Here is a 20,075-nt window from a genome sequence, read left to right on the forward strand (position 1 = left end):
GAAAGAGGAAATCATCATGAATATCTTACTTTGCTGTGCTGCAGGCATGTCAACAAGTCTAATCGTTTCTAAAATGGAAAAAGTTGCTGAATCAAAAGGGATTTCAGCACGAATTTGGGCAGTTTCTGAATCAGTTGTTCGCTCAGAAATCGATGAAGCTAATGTGTTATTGTTAGGTCCACAAGTACGTTTCCTTTTAGAAGAAATGGAAGAAATATGTGAAGAGAAAAACATTCCAGTTGAAGTAATTAATATGATGAATTACGGCATGTGTGATGGTGAAGCGATCCTAGAGCAAGCTATCAATTTAATTGAAAATAAGTAGTAATTTGTTTAGAAATGACTTTTCTGATCTTTACTCAAGAAAAATACGATGAATACCTTAAAGGTTTATAACTTTGAAAATTAATAACCGTGGGGTTATGACGATAAAAAAATTTATTAATCAAGAGAGGAGGTCAGTTTATGGTAAAAAATGAAACGGAAATTTTCACACTGATTCTTCATGGTGGAAATGGTCGAAGTGCTGCAATGGAAGCGATTCAAGCAGCAAAAAAACAAGACTTTGATTTGGCTCGTAAGAAATTGAAAGAATCAGGTGATGCTTTAAATGAGGCACACCATATTCAAACAACGCTTATTCAATCAGAGATCGGTGGCACTCCAACGGAGATTTCACTTTTAATGATTCATGCTCAAGATCACTTAATGAATGCAATGACTGTAAAAGACTTGGCAAAAGAGTTCGTTGACATGTATGAAAGGGGCCTAAAGTAATGTCAAAGAAATTTAAAATCGTTACAATAGGTGGGGGCTCAAGTTATACGCCAGAATTGGTTGAGGGAATTATTAAGCGCTATGAACAAATCCCAGTAACTGAGCTGTGGCTTGTTGATGTAGAAGCTGGACGCGAAAAATTAGAAACAGTTGGTGCACTAGCAAAGCGTATGGTCAAAAAAGCTGGAGTACCAATGGAAATTCATCTTTCGTTTGATCGTCGTGAGGCCTTAAAAGATGCTGATTTTGTTACAACACAGCTTCGTGTTGGACAACTAGCTGCACGTGCACTTGATGAAAGAATTCCACTTAAACATGGGGTAATCGGACAAGAAACAAATGGTGCAGGTGGACTGTTTAAAGCTTTACGTACAATTCCTGTTATTTTGGATATTTGTAACGAAGTTGAGGAGCTATGTCCAGATGCTTGGATTCTTAACTTTACAAACCCTGCGGGTATGGTTACAGAAGCAGCATTAAGATATTCAAATATTAAGAGATTCATTGGTCTTTGCAATATACCGATCGGAATGGAAATGGGTGTTGCAAAACTATTAAACGTAGATCACTCACGTGTACGTATTGATTTTGCAGGTCTAAATCATATGGTATATGGAACAGAGGTTTATTTAGACGGAGTTAGTGTAAAAGAGCAAGTACTTGAAATGATTATGGATCCTGCTAATGCTAGTTTTGTAAAAAATATAGATGCTGAAGAATGGGCACCTGAATTCCTAAAAGCAATCAATGTCATTCCTTGTTCTTATCACCATTACTATTACAAAACATCTGAAATGCTTGAAAGAGCATTAAAAGATTTTGAATCAAATGAAACGCGTGCAGAAGTCGTACAAAAAATTGAAGCTTCTCTTTTTGAAAAATATAAAGATGAAACGCTAGATATAAAACCACCTGAGCTAGAAAAACGTGGTGGAGCTTACTATTCTGATGCGGCTTGTCGTTTAATTTCATCTATTTATAATGATACGAGAGATATCCAACCATTAAACACGATAAACAAGGGAGCTATCTCAGGCTTACCATATGACGGTGCAGTAGAAGTTAGCTGTGTCATTACAAAAGATGGTCCAATTCCACTGACAATCGGGGAATTACCAGTTCCAGTTCGAGGATTAATTCAAACGATTAAATCTTTCGAACAAACAGCAATTGAGGCTGCTGTAGAAGGAAGTCGAGAAAAAGCAATTCTTGCATTGACGATTAATCCGCTTGTAGCAAATGATAAAGTAGCGGTAGCGATCGTTGACGAAATGCTAGAAGCTCATAAAGAATATTTACCAAGGTTTTTTAAATAAAACGATTGTTTAAGGCAGCGAACCCGATGTGGGTGCTGTCTTTTTTATTTTTTGACTTATTTAAAGCTATTCGTTAGCCATGGACCATCTTATTGCTTATTTAATTTGGGATTTCAAACACCTAAATTTACTATAGAAGTCTTACAGTGTTTTTTTTTTTTCTATTTTTAAAAAAATATGAATATTTATCTAGATAAATAAACAATTCTAGAACTTTAAGTCTATAAAATACATACTTAAAACGCTAATATAATACAAATTTTTACATATTTTTATCAAAAATACATTAAAATTTTAATAATTTTAAAAATATTTGGAAATTTATAAAGGAGTTTTGACTCAAAAAAAGAATTACTTAATTTATCTATTATTCCTTAAATACTTTTTAAAAATTATTTAAAAAGTATATGCAATAATAGTTTTAATAACGATGAAAGGAGATATTAGGGGGTTATCTGGAATTAAATTTTAGAGGTAATTTGGCATGCTCTTGATTGAGAAATCTTTTCATTGATGTGTCGATATTCCTCGAATTGCCGTATTAAAAAACAGGGGAAGTTTTTTAAGAAAGTTTATAAAAATCTATTTTATTTTTTACTTAAAATTTTCATGAGAGGAACTAAAGAAATGAATAACAAGAAGAACCGTAAAATTACTACATATGCTTTGGCATCTGCTCTTGCTCTTTCTAATTTAGCATTTGTTTCACCAACTTCAGCTGAATCTTACCGACCAGGTGACTTAGCTTCAAAGTTGGAACAAATTAAACAATCACAAGAATCAAAAGAACTACAAAATAAAAACAAAGTATCTGAACAAAAAGCAAATTTAAAAGCTTCAGATAAAGTACGTGTCATCGTTGAAGTGGACGGACAGTCACCAATTGAATACGCAACAAAACAAGGTAAATTATTTAAGGACCTATCTGAAAGCCAAAAATCTAGTCTTTATGCTACTGTAGAAAGCCAACAAAACTCAGTTAAATCTAAGTTACAATCAAAAGGAATCAACATTAATTATAAGAAACAATTTTCAACTGCATTTAACGGTTTCAGTGGTGTAGTTGAGTTTGGTGATGTAGCAAAAATTGAAGCTACTTCAGGTGTAAAAAATGTTTATTTAGCAAATGAATATAACCGTCCTACAGCTGAGCCATCTACTCCAGATATGACGAAGAGCCATCAATTTATTCAATCTAAAGAAACTTGGAAAGACACTGGATACGACGGTAAAGGGATGGTTATCTCTATTATTGATACAGGGATTGACCCAACACACCGTGACTTTAAATTAACTGATCCCTCAAAAGAAGACTTAACAAAAGATTCAGTAGCTCAACTTGTAAAAGATAAAGGATTACCTGGTAAATTCTACACTGATAAGGTTCCTTATGGTTATAACTATTATGACCAAAATAGTATTGTAACGGATCTTGGACCTGGTGCTTCAATGCACGGTATGCACGTAGCAGGTATTACGGCTGCTAACGGTGACGAAGCAAACGGTGGTATTAAAGGGGTTGCACCAGAAGCGCAAGTTCTTGCGATGAAGGTATTCAGTAATGACCCAAGTTATCCATCTACATGGTCTGATATTTATCTTGCAGCGATCGACGATTCTATTAAACTAGGAGCAGATGTATTAAACATGAGCCTTGGTTCTGTAGCATCTTCTTATGAGCCAAATAGCGCAGAAGATCTTGCAATTACTCGTGCAGTTGACAATGGTATTGTGTGTGCTGTTTCTTCTGGTAACTCGAATCATATTGGTTATGGATGGGGAGATCCTCTATCACAAAATCCTGATATCGGTGTAACTGGTGCTCCAGGTCTTAATAAAGACACAATCTCAGTAGCTGCTTCTGGTAATGAAGCTTATCTTTTTGAACATGCGATCACTGTTGATGGTAATAATGATCTTAGCGTTGTTGGTAAGGGAATCGATGCTTGGAAAAGTTTATCTGATAAATTCAGTGGAAATATTCCAGTTGTGAACCTTGGTAAAAAGGCTGATGGAAGCTACAAATTAGGTTCACCTGATGATTATAACGGTGTAGATGTAAAAGGAAAAATTGTATTAGTAGCACGTGGTTCTTTAACTTTTGCAGATAAAACGAAATATGCTGCACAAGCTGGAGCAGTTGGTATTATCGTATGGAATGCAACAAACGGTACTCAATACGCTGACCAAGGCGGATGGGATGTGCCTATTATGCTTGTTAACTCAAAAGCAGATGGTGAAGCATTATTTAATTCGATTAATGGTTCAGGAACAATTCATGTTAACCAAACAGCTAAAAATGAAAGTCCTGAAATGGGTCGTATGACAGGCTTCACTTCATGGGGAGTTACACCTAGCCTTGAGTTAAAGCCAGAAATTACAGCTCCCGGTGGAAATATTTATTCAACTGTTAATAACAACCAATATGAAGTAATGAGTGGTACTTCAATGGCAGCTCCACACGTAGCTGGTGGTTCTGCATTAGTACAAGAGTACTTGAAAAATGATAAACGTTTCAGTTCTTTAAGCTTAAGTCAACGTACTCACTTAGCAAAAGTATTATTAATGAATACTGCAAAAGTTATTAATGACTTAGATGGTCATCCGTTCTCACCACGTCGTCAAGGTGCAGGTATGATGCAAATTGAAAACGCTGTTACAACACCAGTTTATTTCTATAGTAAGGCAACAGGTGAAGCAAAATACGAATTAAAAGATTTCCAATCTAAGCAAGTATCAATGACTTTCACAGCCAAAAATATTTCTGAAAAAGATGCTGAATATAAAGTTGACACAAATGCGCTAACAGATGAATTCTATCAAACTGCTAATGTTGATCGTAATGCGCTACAAACAGGTGCATTAGATGGTGCAAAAATAGATGCTCCTGAAACGATTAAAGTTCCTGCAGGTAAATCTGTTGATTTCACTGTGAAAGTTGATTTAACTAATGCAAAAATTCCAGGATTCGATAAAGCTGGGAAAAAAATCCTAGCAGATCTTCATGACAACATATTCGTAGAAGGTTCTGTAAATCTTATCGGTACAAATGGCAATCCAAATTTAACAGCTCCATACGTAGGCTTCTACGGTAAGTGGGACAGTCTGCCAATCGTTGATGGATTCAAAGATCTTGGTGAGACTCGTTATTTTGATTTACAACCGTATTTTAAAAAGTATTATAATATTGACGATGCACATGACATGACAACTGATGGCGATAGTACATTCTGGGATGCTGCTCCTGGAAAGGATGGAGGGCAGAACTATTACGCGTTTTCACCAAATGGCGATAACAGTGGTGATGATATCAATGCACTTCCATCATTCTTAAGAAATGCATCAGAAGTACAATATAACATCCTTGACAAAGGCGGAAAATCTCTTCGCCGTTTAAGTGCTCAATCTGATGTTACAAAAAACGCATATGACAATGGTAAAGGCACACCGTTTAAGGATAGTGAGTCAACTATTTGGGATGGTAAAGTAAATGGTGAAGTTATGCCAGACGGTTTATACTATTACGAGATTAAATCTGTAATTGGCTATGATAATGCAAAGTGGCAGTCTAAAAAGATTCCAGTTTATATTGATACTAAAGCTCCAAGTATTAAAGCAACTTATGATCCAGATAAGAAAATTGTATCTTGGGAAGGATCGGATGATGCAACAGGAGTCAAAGTATATGGTATTTTCGTAAATGGTAAACTAGATGGAACAACTGATAATACAAAATCTTCTTATGATCTATCTAAAGCTCCTGCTAAAGCTTTAGTAGAAGTAGTTGCTATGGACTATGCAGGTAACGGGGTAGAAGATATTGCAACAATTGGTGATGTAGAACTTCCATTAGTCTATATAACTGACGGATCCAAAGATGATAGTGGTGAATATATTCCAAACTCACCAGAACCATGGGGGGCTTACAGTGATAACACAATTCCTGTTAAAGGTTTCGTAACAGATGATATTGGTATTAAAACAGTTAAGGTTAATGGAAAAGAAGTTCCAGTAGATTTTGATGCTAAGACTGGACACTACAACTATTCAACAACTGTAACATTTGACCAAGATGGACCGTTCACAGTTCAAGTAGAAGCAACAGACTTTGCTAACAAAAACTTCTCAGTTGCGCGTCATATTTATGTTGATACTCACGCAGCGGAAATCAATGTATTAAACGCTCCTACTCGAGTGGATAAAAAGGTAGATCAAGTTACATTTAAAGTAAACTTAAAAGATAACTACAGCTACTTAAACTTCTTCGTTGGTGAAAACCACGAATTTGAAGTACCATTAAAAAGCCCAGTAGATGTTGTAAAACCACTAAACAAAGATTATGAAGTAACTGTACCGTTAAAAGAAGGACAAAATAAAATTACGTTAAGAGCGACTGACCTTGCTGGTAATGAAACAGTGAAGGAAGTAGTTATTCATCGCGCAGATGTACCGATTAAAACTGGTTGGGTAGTAGAAAGTGGCAAAAAATACTACTACAATAGCAAAGGTGTTAAAGTAACTGGATGGGCAACAATCAGTGGTAAAAAATATTATTTCGATAATAACGGAGTAATGAAAACTAGTTGGTTAACTTACAATGGCAAGAAATATTACTTCGATAAGTATGGAGTAATGAAAACTAGCTGGTTAGTATTAGGAAATAAACACTATTACTTTGATAAGTACGGAGTAATGAAAACTAGCTGGTTAGTATTAGGAAATAAACACTATTACTTTGATAAGTACGGAGTAATGAAAACTAGTTGGTTAGTATTAGGAAATAAACACTATTACTTTGATAAATACGGAGTAATGAAAACTGGTTGGTTAGTATTAGGCTCTAAACACTACTACTTCGATCCAAATGGTGTAATGTTTAGTAATGGCTGGAAAAAAATAAATGGTAAATATTATTACTTCAACAAATCTGGCATAATGGCTGTGAATACTACAATCGGTAAATATAAAGTAGGTAAAGACGGAGCAAGAAAGTAAGCTTTTAATTTAATAGTTTACTAGAATGCGAAAATATTGGGCATGTATTCGATTTAAGATCGGATACATGCTTTTTGTTTTGAACAGGATTTATTGGAAAATAGGAAAGAAAGGGATACTTAAATTAACAAAAAATGCCACAAGGAAAGGAATTTTCCTTGTGGCATTCTTTATTTTTAGTGGCTTTTTGTGATAGCCATTCTTTTGCTACTTTAGCTTATTTTAGTTTTATTATTGTTGTTGTCATTCGCAGTACCCAGTGTACTTCTTTTCTTACCATATAATCCATACACAACAAGTCCTATAGCCATCCAGACAATAAAACGAATAAATGTAATACCTGGAAGACTAGCGATTAGATAAGCAGAAAATCCAATCCCAATTAATGGAATAATTGGTACTAATGGTGTTTTGAAACCTCTTTTTAAATCAGGACGTTTTATACGTAATACAATAATAGAAGAACAAATTAAAATAAATGCTGTCAACGTTCCGATATTAACTAATTCTGCCACTTCATTAATTGGCGTAACACCTGCTACAACTGCCGTAATTAAACCAATTAATAAAGTAGGACGATAAGGTGTTTTATATTTAGGATGTAATTTTGTAAACCATTTTGGTAATAGTCCATCTCTACTCATTGAGAACCAAATACGTGATCCGGCAAGCATAAATGAGAATAATACTGATAGAATTCCTGTAATTGCAGCGGCAGAAATGATTAACGTAATCCACTTCATACCAATATTACTAAAAGCTTTTGCTACAGGTGCTGCATTATTAAGTGTTTCATATGGAGCCATCCCTGTAATAATAAGTGACATTGCAACATACAAACATAAAGCGACAGCTAATGATATGATAACTGCAAGTGGTAAATCACGTTGCGGTCTTTTTGCTTCTTCGGCTGCTGTAGTTAATGTGTCATATCCGAATACAGCAAAGAAAACTAGAGCTGCTCCACTCATTACGCCATGAAAACCAAAAGGCATGAATGGGTGCCAGTTAGCTGTATTAATATGAAAGCTTCCAACGCCAATAACTAAAAGAATAATACCTAATTTGATTATAACCATTAATGAATTAAATTTAGAACCCATTTCAGTGCCTAATGTAAGTAAGCCCGCAATTCCAAGACTAACTAAAACGGCAATTAAGTCAACTTTGTGACCTGCTCCAGTACCAGGCGCGCCTTGTGCCCATACAGGAATATGAACTCCCATTTGTAATAAAAACTCTTGCATGTAGCCAGACCATCCAATAGCTACTACTGCAACAACTAAGGCGTACTCGAGTAACAAATCCCACCCGATTAACCAAGCTGTACCTTCTCCTAAAACAGCATAGCTGTAAGTATAAGCACTTCCAGCTACAGGTATTAATCCAGCAAATTCTGCATAACACAATGCTGCTGCTGCGCTAGCTAAACCAGCAATAATAAACGATATAAGAACTGCCGGACCGGCGTGTTCAGCCGCAGCTACACCGGTTAATACGAAAATACCTACACCTATGATTCCGCCTAAACCAATGGCAGTCAGTTGCCATAAACCTAGAACGCGGTTAAGTCCGGTATTTTTAGCCCCATCCTGTTGGAGCTGTTCAATCGACTTTTTCCTGAAAAAAGCATTCATCCAAAGACTCCCCCTTTATTGTGAATAATCTGTATTTTTAGTAAATAAATACACACCGCTTAAAAGAGTGCGTAGTAACTAATCAATTTGCATCGGGAGATTTGAAATAATCTCAAAATTGATAGAGAAAAAATGTTAATTCCTTGAAAAGTTCGTAAGCGTTTTCCAATACGTATACGAAAAACATTTTAATAGACTTATAGAATGGAAAAAATATCCTATTCTACAAAGATATTTTTTGTATTGTAACATAGTTCAATAATACTACGCAATAATAGTATGAATGTTTTAAATATTATATTTTAATCTTATAGAGTCTAAATTTTAATTAAATTAATGAAAGTGTGTGAGAAAATACATAGATTTATCAAGGGGTTCTGTGACTTTTTTAGTAGACTCTACTCATTCATTCTTCCTGGGAAAAATTAAAACAGTAACGATAAAATTATTTTTTTAAAATTAAAATTTGAATATTCTGAAATAATTTAAATAAGTCCAAATCAACCTAAAAATCCCCTCAAAAGGACAAATAAAATGTTTTTTAAAAAAAACATATCAAATATTTATCATTTTCTAAAAAATCTCCTTGAAACGCTTTTTAAAACAATAGACAATAGATATAGGAGATGTCGTATTAAGTTTTTGGCAAGATAAGGAAGGGGCAAAAGTTTTATGCAAACGGCGAAAAGAATTGACGAAGAAAAAGAACAAGTAAAAGTAATTACGCCACGTCAGAAGAAAATTATTTTAATGGGGATCATTGTTCTTTTCATCGTTTCTGTGGTTCTTAGCGTAGCGGTGGTAGAAATTAAAAAAAGTAAATCTAAAACATTACAGTTTATCAGTCCAACGGTAAAAAATTTTACGAAAACTGAAACTGTGTCAGGTAGCGTCGTACAAAGTCAGACTGAAACAATTTACGTTAATCCAACTAAAGGTTCTATAAATGAGATTTTTGTTAAAGAAGGAGATACTGTCACTAAAGGGCAAAAACTTTTTTCTTATGAAGATACAACTATAGCAGCTGAACTAGGACAAGCAGAAGTAAATAAGAAGCTAGCAGAAACAACTGTTACCCAGAAAAACGACCAAATTGTATCATTAGAGAAAGACATTCAAAATGCTATTTCAGCGTCAACATCAACATCTAATACATCTGATGTAAATAAAACAGATAAAAATGCAGCAAATATAACAAATACATCTGAGATTCAATCGTTGCAAGCTGAACTTAATACTACAAAGGAAGAGCTTAATGCTGCACATCTAAAAGTAGAACAATATACACTTGAAGTTGAAAAGCTAAAAGCACAACAAGAATCATTAATTGTTAACAGTAATAATGATGGAGTAGTACTTAATTTGAACAAAAGTATCGGTCAAGGCTATAAAGCAACAGATAAACAGCAAATCTCAATTATGCAAATCGCTTCAAACGAACCTTTTCAAATTGAAGGAAAGCTAACAGAAGAAGAGAAAGCAAAAGTTGAGCCAGGTCAAGCAATTAAAGTCACTTCAAAGGTTGTTGCCGATAAGAACTGGAAAGGAAGCATTTCAGAGGTAAGTAACTATCCTATGAATGATCAATCCACAAATCAAGATAAAAATTCGAAAAAAGAAGCTAAACCATATTATACTTTTAGAGCAACGCTAGATTCACAAGAGAATCTATATCCTGGTTATGAAACAAATCTTGAAGTAGTAGTACAATCAAAGGATTTGTTAGCAATACCAGTGACGAGCGTTAAAGGATCAGGAAAATCAAAATATGTGTATGTACTTAAAAAAGGAACTATTTATAAACAAAATGTAAAAACAGGTCAAAAACAAGGGAAATATATTGCCATTCTTAAAGGAGTAAAAGAAGGGGATAAGGTAGGAAAAAATCCTTCTTGGACTGTCCGCCCTGGAACTAAAATTGATTTAAATAAGTAATAGAAGAGATAATCACTGTAGAAAATTCAATTTTCGATCGTGATCATCTCTTTGTAAAAGAAGGCGTCTCATAAAGTCAGATTAACTGACACGAGACGCCTTTTTTAATATGAAAATAGTATTTAGTTTAATTAGTAGCGGTATCTCAATAGAACCTTTTGAACTAACACCAAATATACGGGTTAATGCAGTAGCGCCAGGAGGGACAATAACAGCACTAACTATCATCCCACCTTTACCTACTTTTACTAAATCTGTGGATAATGATACAAAAGCAAGCAATATAAAAAGAAAGAAATCCACTTCAACTTGCACAAATGCCTGAAAATCATGTCGCTGCATATGTACTTTTAGCATCCGACCAGTCACGTGCACTCACTGGTGAAGTCATTTCTAGTGACGGTGGATTATCGGTTCGAGGACTTGGTTAAGAAATTTTTGTTAAAGTATAGGGTGTCTTAAAGGGTTACAATTTAAGGACACTCTCTTTTTTTAGTGTTAGTGGTAGTAGTTCTAACCGTATTCATGATGGGTTAAATAGAACCAGATATATGAAATATTGTATGAATACGCTGCTTTTTCATCTAATTTACCTTTGCATAGATGCAGGTATCAGTTAGCTTTTTACCGTCAGCTGAAAGATCTTCATTACGTAATATCCCTTCAAGCTCAAAACCTAGTTTTTCAGGGATCGAACGACTTTTAGTGTTATTAGAGTCACAGCGTATTTCAATCCTTCTAAATTTGAGTAGCTGAAAGCCAAGGTTTGTTAACTCACTTACTGCTTCTGTCATATATCCATTGCCACTAAATTGTGTGTTTATCCAGTATCCAATTTCACATTTAGAAATCTTCCAATCAATTCTGTGAAGGCTAGCAGTTCCAATAAATTCATTAGTATCCTTATGATAGATAAGATAGCGAAAGCTTTCTCTTTTCAAAAAATCTATATGGGCATTTCTAAGGAGAATTTCCGTTTCTTCAATAGTAGGAATTGACTGGAATAAATGCAACCATTGCTTTAACTCACTAATTGAAGCATTAATAGCTTGGTATACTACATTCCCGTCACCAGCTTGAAGTGGTGCTCTAAGAATTAGTCTGTCTGTTTCTATTTGTAACGGAACATCTAATAAAATAGGATTCATATAATTTCCCCTCTCGAAAACTTTAAATTATAATCTAATGAAACTTAAATGATAAAAAAACTATCATCCGAAAGAAATAATGATTGAGGAAGAGAGTTACAAATTCTTAGTACCACCCCAGTTGGTTGATATATGATAATATCAACCTCTTCGGGCAACTATAATATATAAATTCGCTACTCCTTCTTATGCATGCTAGGTCTATTCAGAATCACTAAATTTTCTTACAACGAAGTAACAATTACTTGATACACAGCAATATAGTAAAGCTGATCTATTATAAAGGAACCTCCTGCAAATTGATAAACAATAAATATATATTCAATTAATCACTTAGACATCCCTTTTTCCAAATTGAAAACTAAACTGCCAGTTGTTCCAAAAAAAATAGGCTACCTAAGCAGTCTTCTTATTGTCCAACTATCGCAATGCGTTCGTTACATTAGGTTATGATTTCTTAATAAAGCCCATCCTAACTTGAGTTAGAATGAGCGTCAATCTATTTCAATATTAATTTAGCAACAGGTTCCTAAAATTGCTCCAATTAGGCCATTTTCATTTTTTCAATCACAAGTTAAAGTGTTTTTTTAAAACAAACTATCCATTTCCAATAGGTTAGAAAATCTTAGATTAAAAGGGTTAGGAATTTCGTTCTAGTTTACTCTTAGAAGTTTCCGTAGAAGGAAATTTGATAAAAAAGGATAATAAAAAACCTACTAAGAGAATGGTACCTAAGATTCCGAAAGAAAATACATATTGATCTATTTTTAGTAAGTAAATAGCTAATATCGGACCCGTACTGGCACCAAGGAAGAGAATAAACGCGTTAAACGAAATAGCACTTCCCCTTGCATTCCCAGCTAGTTGACTGATAATTGAGATGATTATGGGAGTTACAACTGCAATACCGGCTACAAATACTACACTCATTAGGATAATTAATGGCAAGTAAGAGTTAAGACCCAAAGCAAGCAGTCCAACAGCAGCTAAAGCTAATCCCCCTCTGAGAACAATTTCTATTCCCATTTTTTGTGCAATTTTTCCGGAAAACAGTGATAGAAACATCCCAAGGATCCCAACTGCTCGAATATTTAGGATCTCCTGGTTAGTAAGTGAGAACTTAGTCGAACTTAAATAACTTCCCAGTATGGTATACATTCCAACTAAAGATAATAGGAGCATAAACGTAATAGAAAAAGCTAATAGTAACTGTGTTTGTTTTAGTAGAGTTGCCATTTGTTTAAACTTAATAAGTATATTTTCTCTTGGTCTTAGTATTTCATCTTTTGGAAGAATTCCTATAACGACTAGGGAAGTGACAAAATACAAAATTCCTAAAATAAAGAAAATAGCGTGCCATCCTAAATACTCATTTACAAGTCCGCTAAACACTTGTCCCACTATGCCTGCCATAAGAAGCCCTGAACTGATACATCCAATAGCTGTTAGCCTTTTTTGGAGCGGAAACATTTCCCCTACATATACTAATGAAATTGGAGCAAACGCAGCAGCTACAATCCCTTGAACCCCTCTTAGGATAATAAATCCGTAAAAACTGTCTACAAATCCAATGGCAATTGTAACAACTGTTAACACACTGATGCTCGTTACTAAAAAGACTTTACGTCCATATCTGTCGGAGAATGGTCCATAAAGGAGACACCCCAGTGCATAACATAGAGAAAATGAACTTCCAATCCAAGCTGCTTGTGAAGAGCTAACCTGAAAGGATTGGATAAATACAGTTGTTAAAGGAATCGTAATATACATACTCGTTAAAATAACTAAACCACACCAAAATAATATCGTGGTTATTAAAAAATAATTCTTATTGTATGATGTTGTAATTTCCGGTTGAATCACCAGTATAAATCCTCCTTTTTTAAGATTGATTCGGGATACTAATTCCCTTCATAACATGGGTTAATAATTCGTTGATATAGTCTTCATCTGGAACTTTTTTAAATATGAGTATTTGGAAATAAATAGGACCATATAACATATCTAAAACTACATCCGAATTGATTGTGGATTGGATTTCACCTTTATCCATTGCAGCTTGAAGTAAATGTTTTGCTTCACTTCTTCTAAGGCTAAGATATGAAGTGTAAAATTTCTTAGCAACTTCTTCATTCTCTGTAACTATGGTTAATGTTGACTTTCCAATCTTGCTGTTAAGAATACGTGCTAAAGCTTCCATATGTTGATTAAAAGTATCCTTTATAGGATCATTGCTGTTAAATTTAAATTCTGAATCTGCTGTCATTAAAAAAGCATCTAACACAAGGTAAGCTTTATTTTCCCACCATCGATAGATAGTTGTTTTTCCGACTCCAGCTTCTGAAGCAATTGCTTCAATTGTTAAAGAAGAATAATTGGTGAATTCTAACATCTCAATGGTTGCATTAAGAATCGCATTCCTACTTCGAGGTTCTTTTTTCTTTTCTGTCATATTGATTTCACCTCCTTAATTTAAACAGTCAGACTAATGAAACGATACGTATCGTTTTGTTTTATGATTACAATATACTTTTTGAAATTCATTTTTGCAAGTTAAAAGGATTAACAAGAAATAAAGTAATTAACTTCCCTATATAAATAACAGATGAGGGTTATTTTACCTTAACAAAAAACACCACTCTATTAGATAAAGGAATGTAGCAAGGCGATCACTCCCATACAAAAGAGGCGTCCTAATCATACCGAAATTTAAAAGTGCTTTCTTCTACTAAATGGCCCAGTCAACGTCATAGGTGCATTCATTTTAATTTTTGATGATCATTGATAAGGGAACTACCGTATTTTCTTAATTTTTTATAAAAACACCCACACAAAGAGACCTATAAAAATCCCCTTACAATGATTCAAAAGAGGAAGTTTATAGGTCTTTTTTTTAAAAGATTAATAATTACTGTCTGTAATTAATTAAAACCAAGAACGTCTTCTACTGCTTTTTATCATATTCCACATTTCTCTTTGGTGATCAGGATCTTGTGGGTTTACGTCACAATTCATTAGCCATTGAGCTGCGTTTTCACGTTGTTCCGCAGTTATTGTTACACTGCAACAATCCGAGAGTCTGTCAATCATATGACATGCACCTTCTCGACTTTTTAAATCATTTTTACGATATGATCGAAGAATACTATAAATGCGTGGAAACTTGCGAGGATCACAAATTTTCCCACAAAATTCTCTCATTAAGCTTGGGTCAAGATTTCCCATAAAGCCACTCCTTTATTGTTTGAACCATAAACTAAAATGACATCTACACAAATAACAATGTATTATATGCCATCAAAGAAAATAAGGACAAGGCGTTTAACTAGAAATCGCAAATTAGTCACTTGTCTCATATTTATTAAGATAATGACTTAAAGTCAATAAGGGCCATATATAACGATAGCTATGGTAATTTATATAAAAATGACCTGGTAATCCGCCACCTGTTGGATAGGTGAATCGCTTATCATGGACCTTTAACCAGTTTAAAATGTTTACTATTCCATCATCAATATCACTAGTGGGATAATCGTTGATCGAAATGAGCGTATCTACAACCCATGATGTATGAACAATTGTGGAATAAGAAAGTGGGATATATTTTCTTTCTATGTCGCTTTTACAAGACTCACCCCAGCCACCATCTTCGTTTTTTATATTGAGGAGCCAGTTATTAGCTTGTTGAATACTCGGGTGATTTGAAGGGATACCGACTGCTTTCATTCCAGTAATAGCGGCCCATGTTCCATAAATATATGAAATTCCCCAACGACCGTACCAAGAACCATCTTTGTGTTGATGGTGGATTAACCAATTTACCCCATCCTCAATTCTTGGATGAACCATATTTAATTTTAATTTGGATCCTAGAAATTCGATTGTTCGACCGGTCAAATCTGCTGTAGAAGGATCAATTGCAGTATCAACAAAATTTTGGATAGGGAAAATGAGATTTAAATACTTGCTACTGTTTTTTTCAAATGAGGCCCATCCGCCGTCCTTATTTTGCATATCAAATAACCATTTCACTCCAGCGTTCCAAGATTTTCTAAAATCGTCATCAATTAAAGAGAAATCAGTTGTTGCTCTTAAGACTGCTTGTGTATCATCTACATCCGGATTTTGAGTATTACTGTCCGAAAACCCCCATCCACCTAAACAAATCTGATGATCTTTCTCGACTAGTGTATGTTGGAGAGAGACTAAGTAGTTAGAAGCAGACTCGATCGCTTTATCATTTATTGGCACACCTGCTTCCTGCAATGCGTAACTAGTAAGTGCTGTATCCCATATTGTCGATGGGGAATTTTGGATATGAAGGGAATCTTCTAATTCAAATAGGAAAGATTTTATACCTAAAACAGCATTTTGAATTACGGGAGAAGTAACCTGATAGCCTAATGAAAGAAGTGCATAAACTCCAATAAAAGTAGCGCTGGCATAACTAGATAATGTTCCATCCCTTTCAATATTTTGAAGAATATAGTTCTCGGCCTTCTTAATAGCCATTTTGGATAAGGATTTTGTGAAAGGTATTTTAAAATTTGGGAATTTCCGCTTTTTGTTCATCGCTTTAAATTTATTGTTTGTAAACAAATGTTGTATTGTAGTCGTCCATTGATTTTTAATCGTAAATTTTTTATGTCCTAATATTAAAAGTGGGGCAAAGTGGAATCGAACATAAGAACTAAATTTAAAGAAGGAAAAAGGAAAAAACTTTGGTAAATTCATTAACAGAAGAGGGACTGGAAAAAATCTGGGCCATGGGTACAATTCATGTAAAGCAAGCATAAATTTTGTGGAAATGTGTACACTCTCTAATCCCCCATTTTGACGGATGAACGCTTCTGCTTTCTTCATTTTTTCATCAGTAATTTCTATACAACCCGAGAAAAGCAAGGCAGTGTAAGCTTCTACAGTTACCGATAAATTTCCTGAGTCATCATCAAAAAGCTTCCAGGACCCACTGGCATCTTGCTTAATTAATAGACGATTTACCAGCTTCTTAATTAATTTTTCATCATGACATTCAATCGTTCTTAACATAATAATCATATAGGCATCTGTCATAGGACCACTCTCGAAACAATATCTCCATGATCCATCATCACTTTGATCCGATTTAATTTTATCTATTAGACTATCTATTTCAGCTCTAACTTTCTCCGATAAATCCATTTTTAATCTTCACCGCCAACTGATTGTAATCCCTATTTTTTCACGTTAAAAATTTAAATTGGCAGCAGGGAATCTTACTCGATGTGGTTGCCAATTTTAGGAATTAAGTATAAGTGCAACTACGCCTCTGTCTTCACCTAAAAGGATTGCCAGTCGACGAGTTTTCTTTATATAGATATGTATAGGGCCATCAATTGGGGCGGGCAACTATCTGTACAAATCTATTGTTAAGAAGTAAAAACAGCTATTAAATTTTGAATACATAGATTAAGTGTAAAAAAATAAAAAGGAAGTATCTCAGAAAGCAAGAATACTAAAAATACCCTCTATTTAAATTTCCAATATTTAGTAGTGTGGCTTTTTTCGTTTTATATAAGGAAGGGTGGGGATAAAAAATGGAAAGAGATTATTTGATTAAACCATTACTTGGCCAGCATTACCCTATGATTTCTCATGGAAAGGGTGTGTACCTATTTGATAAAGATGGTAATAGGTACATTGATGGTTCATCTGGTGCAATTACTGTAGGAATTGGACATGGGGTTGAAGAAATCATTGATGTTATGACTGAACAAGCAAAACAAGTTTCTTTTGTTTATCGTTCACAGTTTACTAGTGAACCTGCTGAGAAGCTAGCAAAAAAGCTGAGTGAGATCACTCAAGGTGATTTAAATTGGACGTTCTTTGTTAATAGTGGTACTGAAGCAACGGAAACTGCTATGAAACTAGCGATACAGCATTACCAAGAAAAGGGAATGAAGGGGAAGAATAAAATCCTCTCACGTTGGATGAGCTACCATGGCATAACAATCGGAGCACTATCTATGTCTGGTCACCCTTTAAGACGTCAACGTTTTGTACCAATCTTGGAGGATTACCCTTCAGTTTCACCACCATATTGCTATCGTTGTCCTTTCAACTTAGAACACCCATCTTGTGATTTAGCGTGTGCATCTGAATTAGAAACAGCTATTGATCGAATTGGCTCTGAACATATTGCAGCCTTTATTGCCGAACCAATTATCGGTGCTGCAGGCGGTGCAATTGTACCATCTAATGGTTATTACCAAAGAATTAAAGCCATTTGTGAAAAGTACGATATTTTACTGATTGCAGACGAGGTTATGACTGGCCTTGGACGTACTGGAAAAATGTTTGCAATGGAGCATTGGGGTGTTCAGCCAGATATCATTACGCTTGGAAAAGGATTAACATCTGGCTATACACCTATGGCTGCAACGATTGCTAGCGATCGAGTTATTGAACCAATTATGCAAGGATCAAAGCTTGTAATGAGTGGACATACTTTTAGTGCCAACCCACTATCAGCTGCTGTTTCGTTAGCCGTTATTGAGTATGTTGAAAAACATAATTTAGTACAAGCCGCAGAAGAAAAAGGTAATTATATGTTGAATAAGCTCCAAGGATTAAAAGAGAAATTTCCATTCATAGGAGATGTTAGAGGAAAAGGTTTATTAATTGGTATTGAATTTATTAATGATATTAAATCAAGTTCCTTTATTCAAAAAGTAATGGGTAAGGGTTTACTATTATACCCTTCTGTTGCTGGAAAAAACGGAAAAGAAGACTCAGCTTTCATGATTGCTCCACCTTTAACGATTACATATGGAGAACTGGATGAATTGCTTCAAATTCTTACAGAGGGTTTAAAAGAATTAGAAATGGAACAATCCCATCTAACTTATACAGCTAAGGGGGAAATCGTATGAATTTAGTTGAAAATACTTATAAAAAAATAGCAACAATGGAACAAATTCTTCAATTTTTTCATGACGACATGACACTAATGGTTGGAGGATTTGGAGGAGTCGGTTCACCGCCAACTTTACTTCAAGCATTATTTGATAGTGGGGTTAAGGATCTTAACTTGATTTGTAATGATACTGGATTTCCAGACATTGGTATCGGAAGGATGGTAAGGAATGAAAGGATCAAGTCAATTGTGACATCTCATATAGGGTCGAATCCGTTTGCAGGAAAACTAATGACGGAAGGAAAACTCAAAGTAGAATTTTCTCCGCAAGGTACGTTAGCAGAGCGTATCCGAGCTGGAGGGATGGGGCTTGGGGGAGTATTAGTAGATGTAGGTCTTGATAGTATGGCAGAAAACGGTAAAGAGAAAGTATCTGTAAAAGGTAAACAATTTCTAGTTGAAGAAGCTCTTAAAGCAGAAGTCAGTATTATTTTTGCAAAGAAAGCTGATCCATTTGGAAATTTGGTTTTTGACAAGAGTGCAAGGAATATGAATCCTCATATGGCTATGGCAGGAGATATTACGATTGTAGAAGCGGAAGAAATTGTTCCACTTGGCTCGTTGAATCCTGAGGAAATCGTAACTCCAGGTGTATTTGTTGATTACATAATTTCATCAGAAGGAGTGAACTGGAAATGGGCATGGGAATAGACTTTCGTCAAAAAATTGCAATGCGAGCTGCTAAGGAAATAAAAAACGGAATGATTGTAAATTTAGGGATTGGAATTCCATCCATTGTTCCTGATTATTTACCGGAAGATGTACATGTTATGTTCCACGCGGAAAATGGCGTTATGGGAATTGGACCAAGTCCCGAAAAAGGGAAAGAAGATGAAAATTTATGTAATGCAGGTGGTTTTCCAATAACTGTTTTAAAAGGTTCTAGCTATTTTGATAGTGCTACTGCTTTTGGCATTATACGAAGAGGTTTACTAGATTTAACGGTTCTAGGGGCATTACAAGTTAGTGAAAAAGGGGATTTAGCAAATTGGATTGTACCTGGAAAGCGTGTACCGGGAATAGGTGGGGCGATGGATTTAGCTCAAAAAGCTAAAAGAGTAATAGTCGTTATGAATCATACCGATAAAGCTGGGAATCCAAAAATTGTGAAAGAATGTAGTTTGCCGTTAACTTCAAAATCTTGTGTTGATTTAATTATTACGGAAATGGCTGTCATTGAAGTAGTCGATGATACTTTAGTGCTTAAAGAACTAATGAGTCCATATACTGTAGAGGATGTAATTGAAAAAACTGGTGCAAAACTAGAAATTAGTACAGATTTAAAAATGTTTATATAGAAAAGGGGAAGAGG

The 20,075-nt window shown here is 34.7% G+C and carries 15 protein-coding genes; 8 read left to right on the plus strand and 7 right to left on the minus strand.

Translation table 11 applies throughout. The features are described from left to right. Positions 1 to 16 precede the first annotated feature (16 nt). From MY490_RS01785 to MY490_RS01800, 4 genes are all read left to right on the plus strand, one after another. Positions 17 to 325 (plus strand): PTS sugar transporter subunit IIB, encoded by a 309-nt coding sequence (locus MY490_RS01785; RefSeq protein WP_248267724.1) that lies wholly within the window; start codon positions 17 to 19, stop codon positions 323 to 325. Positions 326 to 465: 140 nt separating this feature from the next. Beyond that, positions 466 to 777, plus strand: coding sequence for a PTS lactose/cellobiose transporter subunit IIA (locus MY490_RS01790; RefSeq protein WP_097974004.1), 312 nt, complete (start codon positions 466 to 468; stop codon positions 775 to 777). Continuing rightward, on the plus strand, positions 777 to 2,093 hold the full coding sequence (locus tag MY490_RS01795) for a 6-phospho-beta-glucosidase (protein ID WP_248267725.1): 1,317 nt from the start codon (positions 777 to 779) through the stop codon (positions 2,091 to 2,093). Before MY490_RS01790 ends, MY490_RS01795 begins: the two co-directional genes overlap by 1 nt. 627 nt (positions 2,094 to 2,720) lie before the next feature. Continuing rightward, a complete protein-coding gene (locus MY490_RS01800) occupies positions 2,721 to 7,088 on the plus strand; it encodes a S8 family serine peptidase (RefSeq protein ID WP_248267726.1) in 4,368 nt (1,455 codons plus the stop codon). A gap of 212 nt (positions 7,089 to 7,300) precedes the next feature. Here MY490_RS01800 and MY490_RS01805 read toward each other — a convergent pair whose 3' ends face one another. Beyond that, positions 7,301 to 8,725 (minus strand): amino acid permease, encoded by a 1,425-nt coding sequence (locus MY490_RS01805; RefSeq protein WP_248267727.1) that lies wholly within the window; start codon positions 8,723 to 8,725, stop codon positions 7,301 to 7,303. A gap of 672 nt (positions 8,726 to 9,397) precedes the next feature. Here MY490_RS01805 and MY490_RS01810 point away from each other — a divergent pair. Then, positions 9,398 to 10,660: an efflux RND transporter periplasmic adaptor subunit gene (locus MY490_RS01810; RefSeq protein ID WP_248267728.1), complete on the plus strand. Its 1,263-nt coding sequence runs from the start codon at positions 9,398 to 9,400 to the stop codon at positions 10,658 to 10,660. An 81-nt stretch (positions 10,661 to 10,741) separates the two neighbouring features. On the opposite strand, the gene MY490_RS01815 is transcribed toward MY490_RS01810, so the two are convergent. From MY490_RS01815 to MY490_RS01840, 6 genes are all read right to left on the minus strand, one after another. After that, positions 10,742 to 11,029, minus strand: a complete 288-nt coding sequence (locus tag MY490_RS01815; RefSeq protein WP_248267729.1) for a hypothetical protein — start codon at positions 11,027 to 11,029, stop codon at positions 10,742 to 10,744. 215 nt (positions 11,030 to 11,244) lie between these two features. Next, entirely contained in the window at positions 11,245 to 11,808 is a 564-nt protein-coding gene (locus MY490_RS01820) for a GNAT family N-acetyltransferase (RefSeq protein WP_248267730.1), read from the minus strand. 639 nt (positions 11,809 to 12,447) lie between these two features. After that, positions 12,448 to 13,671, minus strand: coding sequence for an MFS transporter (locus MY490_RS01825; RefSeq protein WP_248267731.1), 1,224 nt, complete (start codon positions 13,669 to 13,671; stop codon positions 12,448 to 12,450). Positions 13,672 to 13,690: 19 nt separating this feature from the next. After that, entirely contained in the window at positions 13,691 to 14,260 is a 570-nt protein-coding gene (locus MY490_RS01830) for a TetR/AcrR family transcriptional regulator (RefSeq protein WP_248267732.1), read from the minus strand. A gap of 473 nt (positions 14,261 to 14,733) precedes the next feature. Further along, positions 14,734 to 15,033: a hypothetical protein gene (locus MY490_RS01835; protein WP_248267733.1), complete on the minus strand. Its 300-nt coding sequence runs from the start codon at positions 15,031 to 15,033 to the stop codon at positions 14,734 to 14,736. Positions 15,034 to 15,147: 114 nt separating this feature from the next. Further along, positions 15,148 to 16,989 carry a terpene cyclase/mutase family protein gene (locus MY490_RS01840; protein WP_248267734.1) on the minus strand — a complete coding sequence of 614 codons (1,842 nt, stop codon included), beginning with the start codon at positions 16,987 to 16,989 and terminating at the stop codon, positions 15,148 to 15,150. A gap of 395 nt (positions 16,990 to 17,384) precedes the next feature. Here MY490_RS01840 and MY490_RS01845 point away from each other — a divergent pair, with 395 nt between their 5' ends. From MY490_RS01845 to MY490_RS01855, 3 genes are read left to right on the plus strand one after another with little or no spacing between them, the layout of a single operon-like run. Next, a complete protein-coding gene (locus MY490_RS01845) occupies positions 17,385 to 18,719 on the plus strand; it encodes an aspartate aminotransferase family protein (protein ID WP_248267735.1) in 1,335 nt (444 codons plus the stop codon). Beyond that, entirely contained in the window at positions 18,716 to 19,414 is a 699-nt protein-coding gene (locus MY490_RS01850; protein WP_248267736.1) for a CoA transferase subunit A, read from the plus strand. The genes MY490_RS01845 and MY490_RS01850 overlap by 4 nt, the downstream gene beginning before the upstream one ends. After that, positions 19,399 to 20,061 (plus strand): 3-oxoacid CoA-transferase subunit B, encoded by a 663-nt coding sequence (locus tag MY490_RS01855; protein WP_069032693.1) that lies wholly within the window; start codon positions 19,399 to 19,401, stop codon positions 20,059 to 20,061. Before MY490_RS01850 ends, MY490_RS01855 begins: the two co-directional genes overlap by 16 nt. The last annotated feature ends 14 nt before the right edge of the window (positions 20,062 to 20,075 follow it).

It is taken from the genome of Gottfriedia acidiceleris (genome assembly GCF_023115465.1).
GTDB lineage: Bacteria > Bacillota > Bacilli > Bacillales > Bacillaceae_G > Gottfriedia > Gottfriedia acidiceleris_B.

Excerpts from the sequence above, each read along its gene's own strand:
- MY490_RS01805 (WP_248267727.1), bottom strand. The coding sequence starts at position 8,725 with ATGAATGCTTTTTTCAGGAAAAAGTCGATTGAACAGCTCCAACAGGAT.
- MY490_RS01810 (WP_248267728.1), top strand. The coding sequence starts at position 9,398 with ATGCAAACGGCGAAAAGAATTGACGAAGAAAAAGAACAAGTAAAAGTA.
- MY490_RS01800 (WP_248267726.1), top strand. The coding sequence starts at position 2,721 with ATGAATAACAAGAAGAACCGTAAAATTACTACATATGCTTTGGCATCT.
- MY490_RS01785 (WP_248267724.1), top strand. The coding sequence starts at position 17 with ATGAATATCTTACTTTGCTGTGCTGCAGGCATGTCAACAAGTCTAATC.
- MY490_RS01835 (WP_248267733.1), bottom strand. The coding sequence starts at position 15,033 with ATGGGAAATCTTGACCCAAGCTTAATGAGAGAATTTTGTGGGAAAATT.
- MY490_RS01830 (WP_248267732.1), bottom strand. The coding sequence starts at position 14,260 with ATGACAGAAAAGAAAAAAGAACCTCGAAGTAGGAATGCGATTCTTAAT.
- MY490_RS01855 (WP_069032693.1), top strand. The coding sequence starts at position 19,399 with ATGGGCATGGGAATAGACTTTCGTCAAAAAATTGCAATGCGAGCTGCT.
- MY490_RS01845 (WP_248267735.1), top strand. The coding sequence starts at position 17,385 with ATGGAAAGAGATTATTTGATTAAACCATTACTTGGCCAGCATTACCCT.
- MY490_RS01850 (WP_248267736.1), top strand. The coding sequence starts at position 18,716 with ATGAATTTAGTTGAAAATACTTATAAAAAAATAGCAACAATGGAACAA.
- MY490_RS01820 (WP_248267730.1), bottom strand. The coding sequence starts at position 11,808 with ATGAATCCTATTTTATTAGATGTTCCGTTACAAATAGAAACAGACAGA.
- MY490_RS01840 (WP_248267734.1), bottom strand. The coding sequence starts at position 16,989 with ATGGATTTATCGGAGAAAGTTAGAGCTGAAATAGATAGTCTAATAGAT.
- MY490_RS01795 (WP_248267725.1), top strand. The coding sequence starts at position 777 with ATGTCAAAGAAATTTAAAATCGTTACAATAGGTGGGGGCTCAAGTTAT.
- MY490_RS01790 (WP_097974004.1), top strand. The coding sequence starts at position 466 with ATGGTAAAAAATGAAACGGAAATTTTCACACTGATTCTTCATGGTGGA.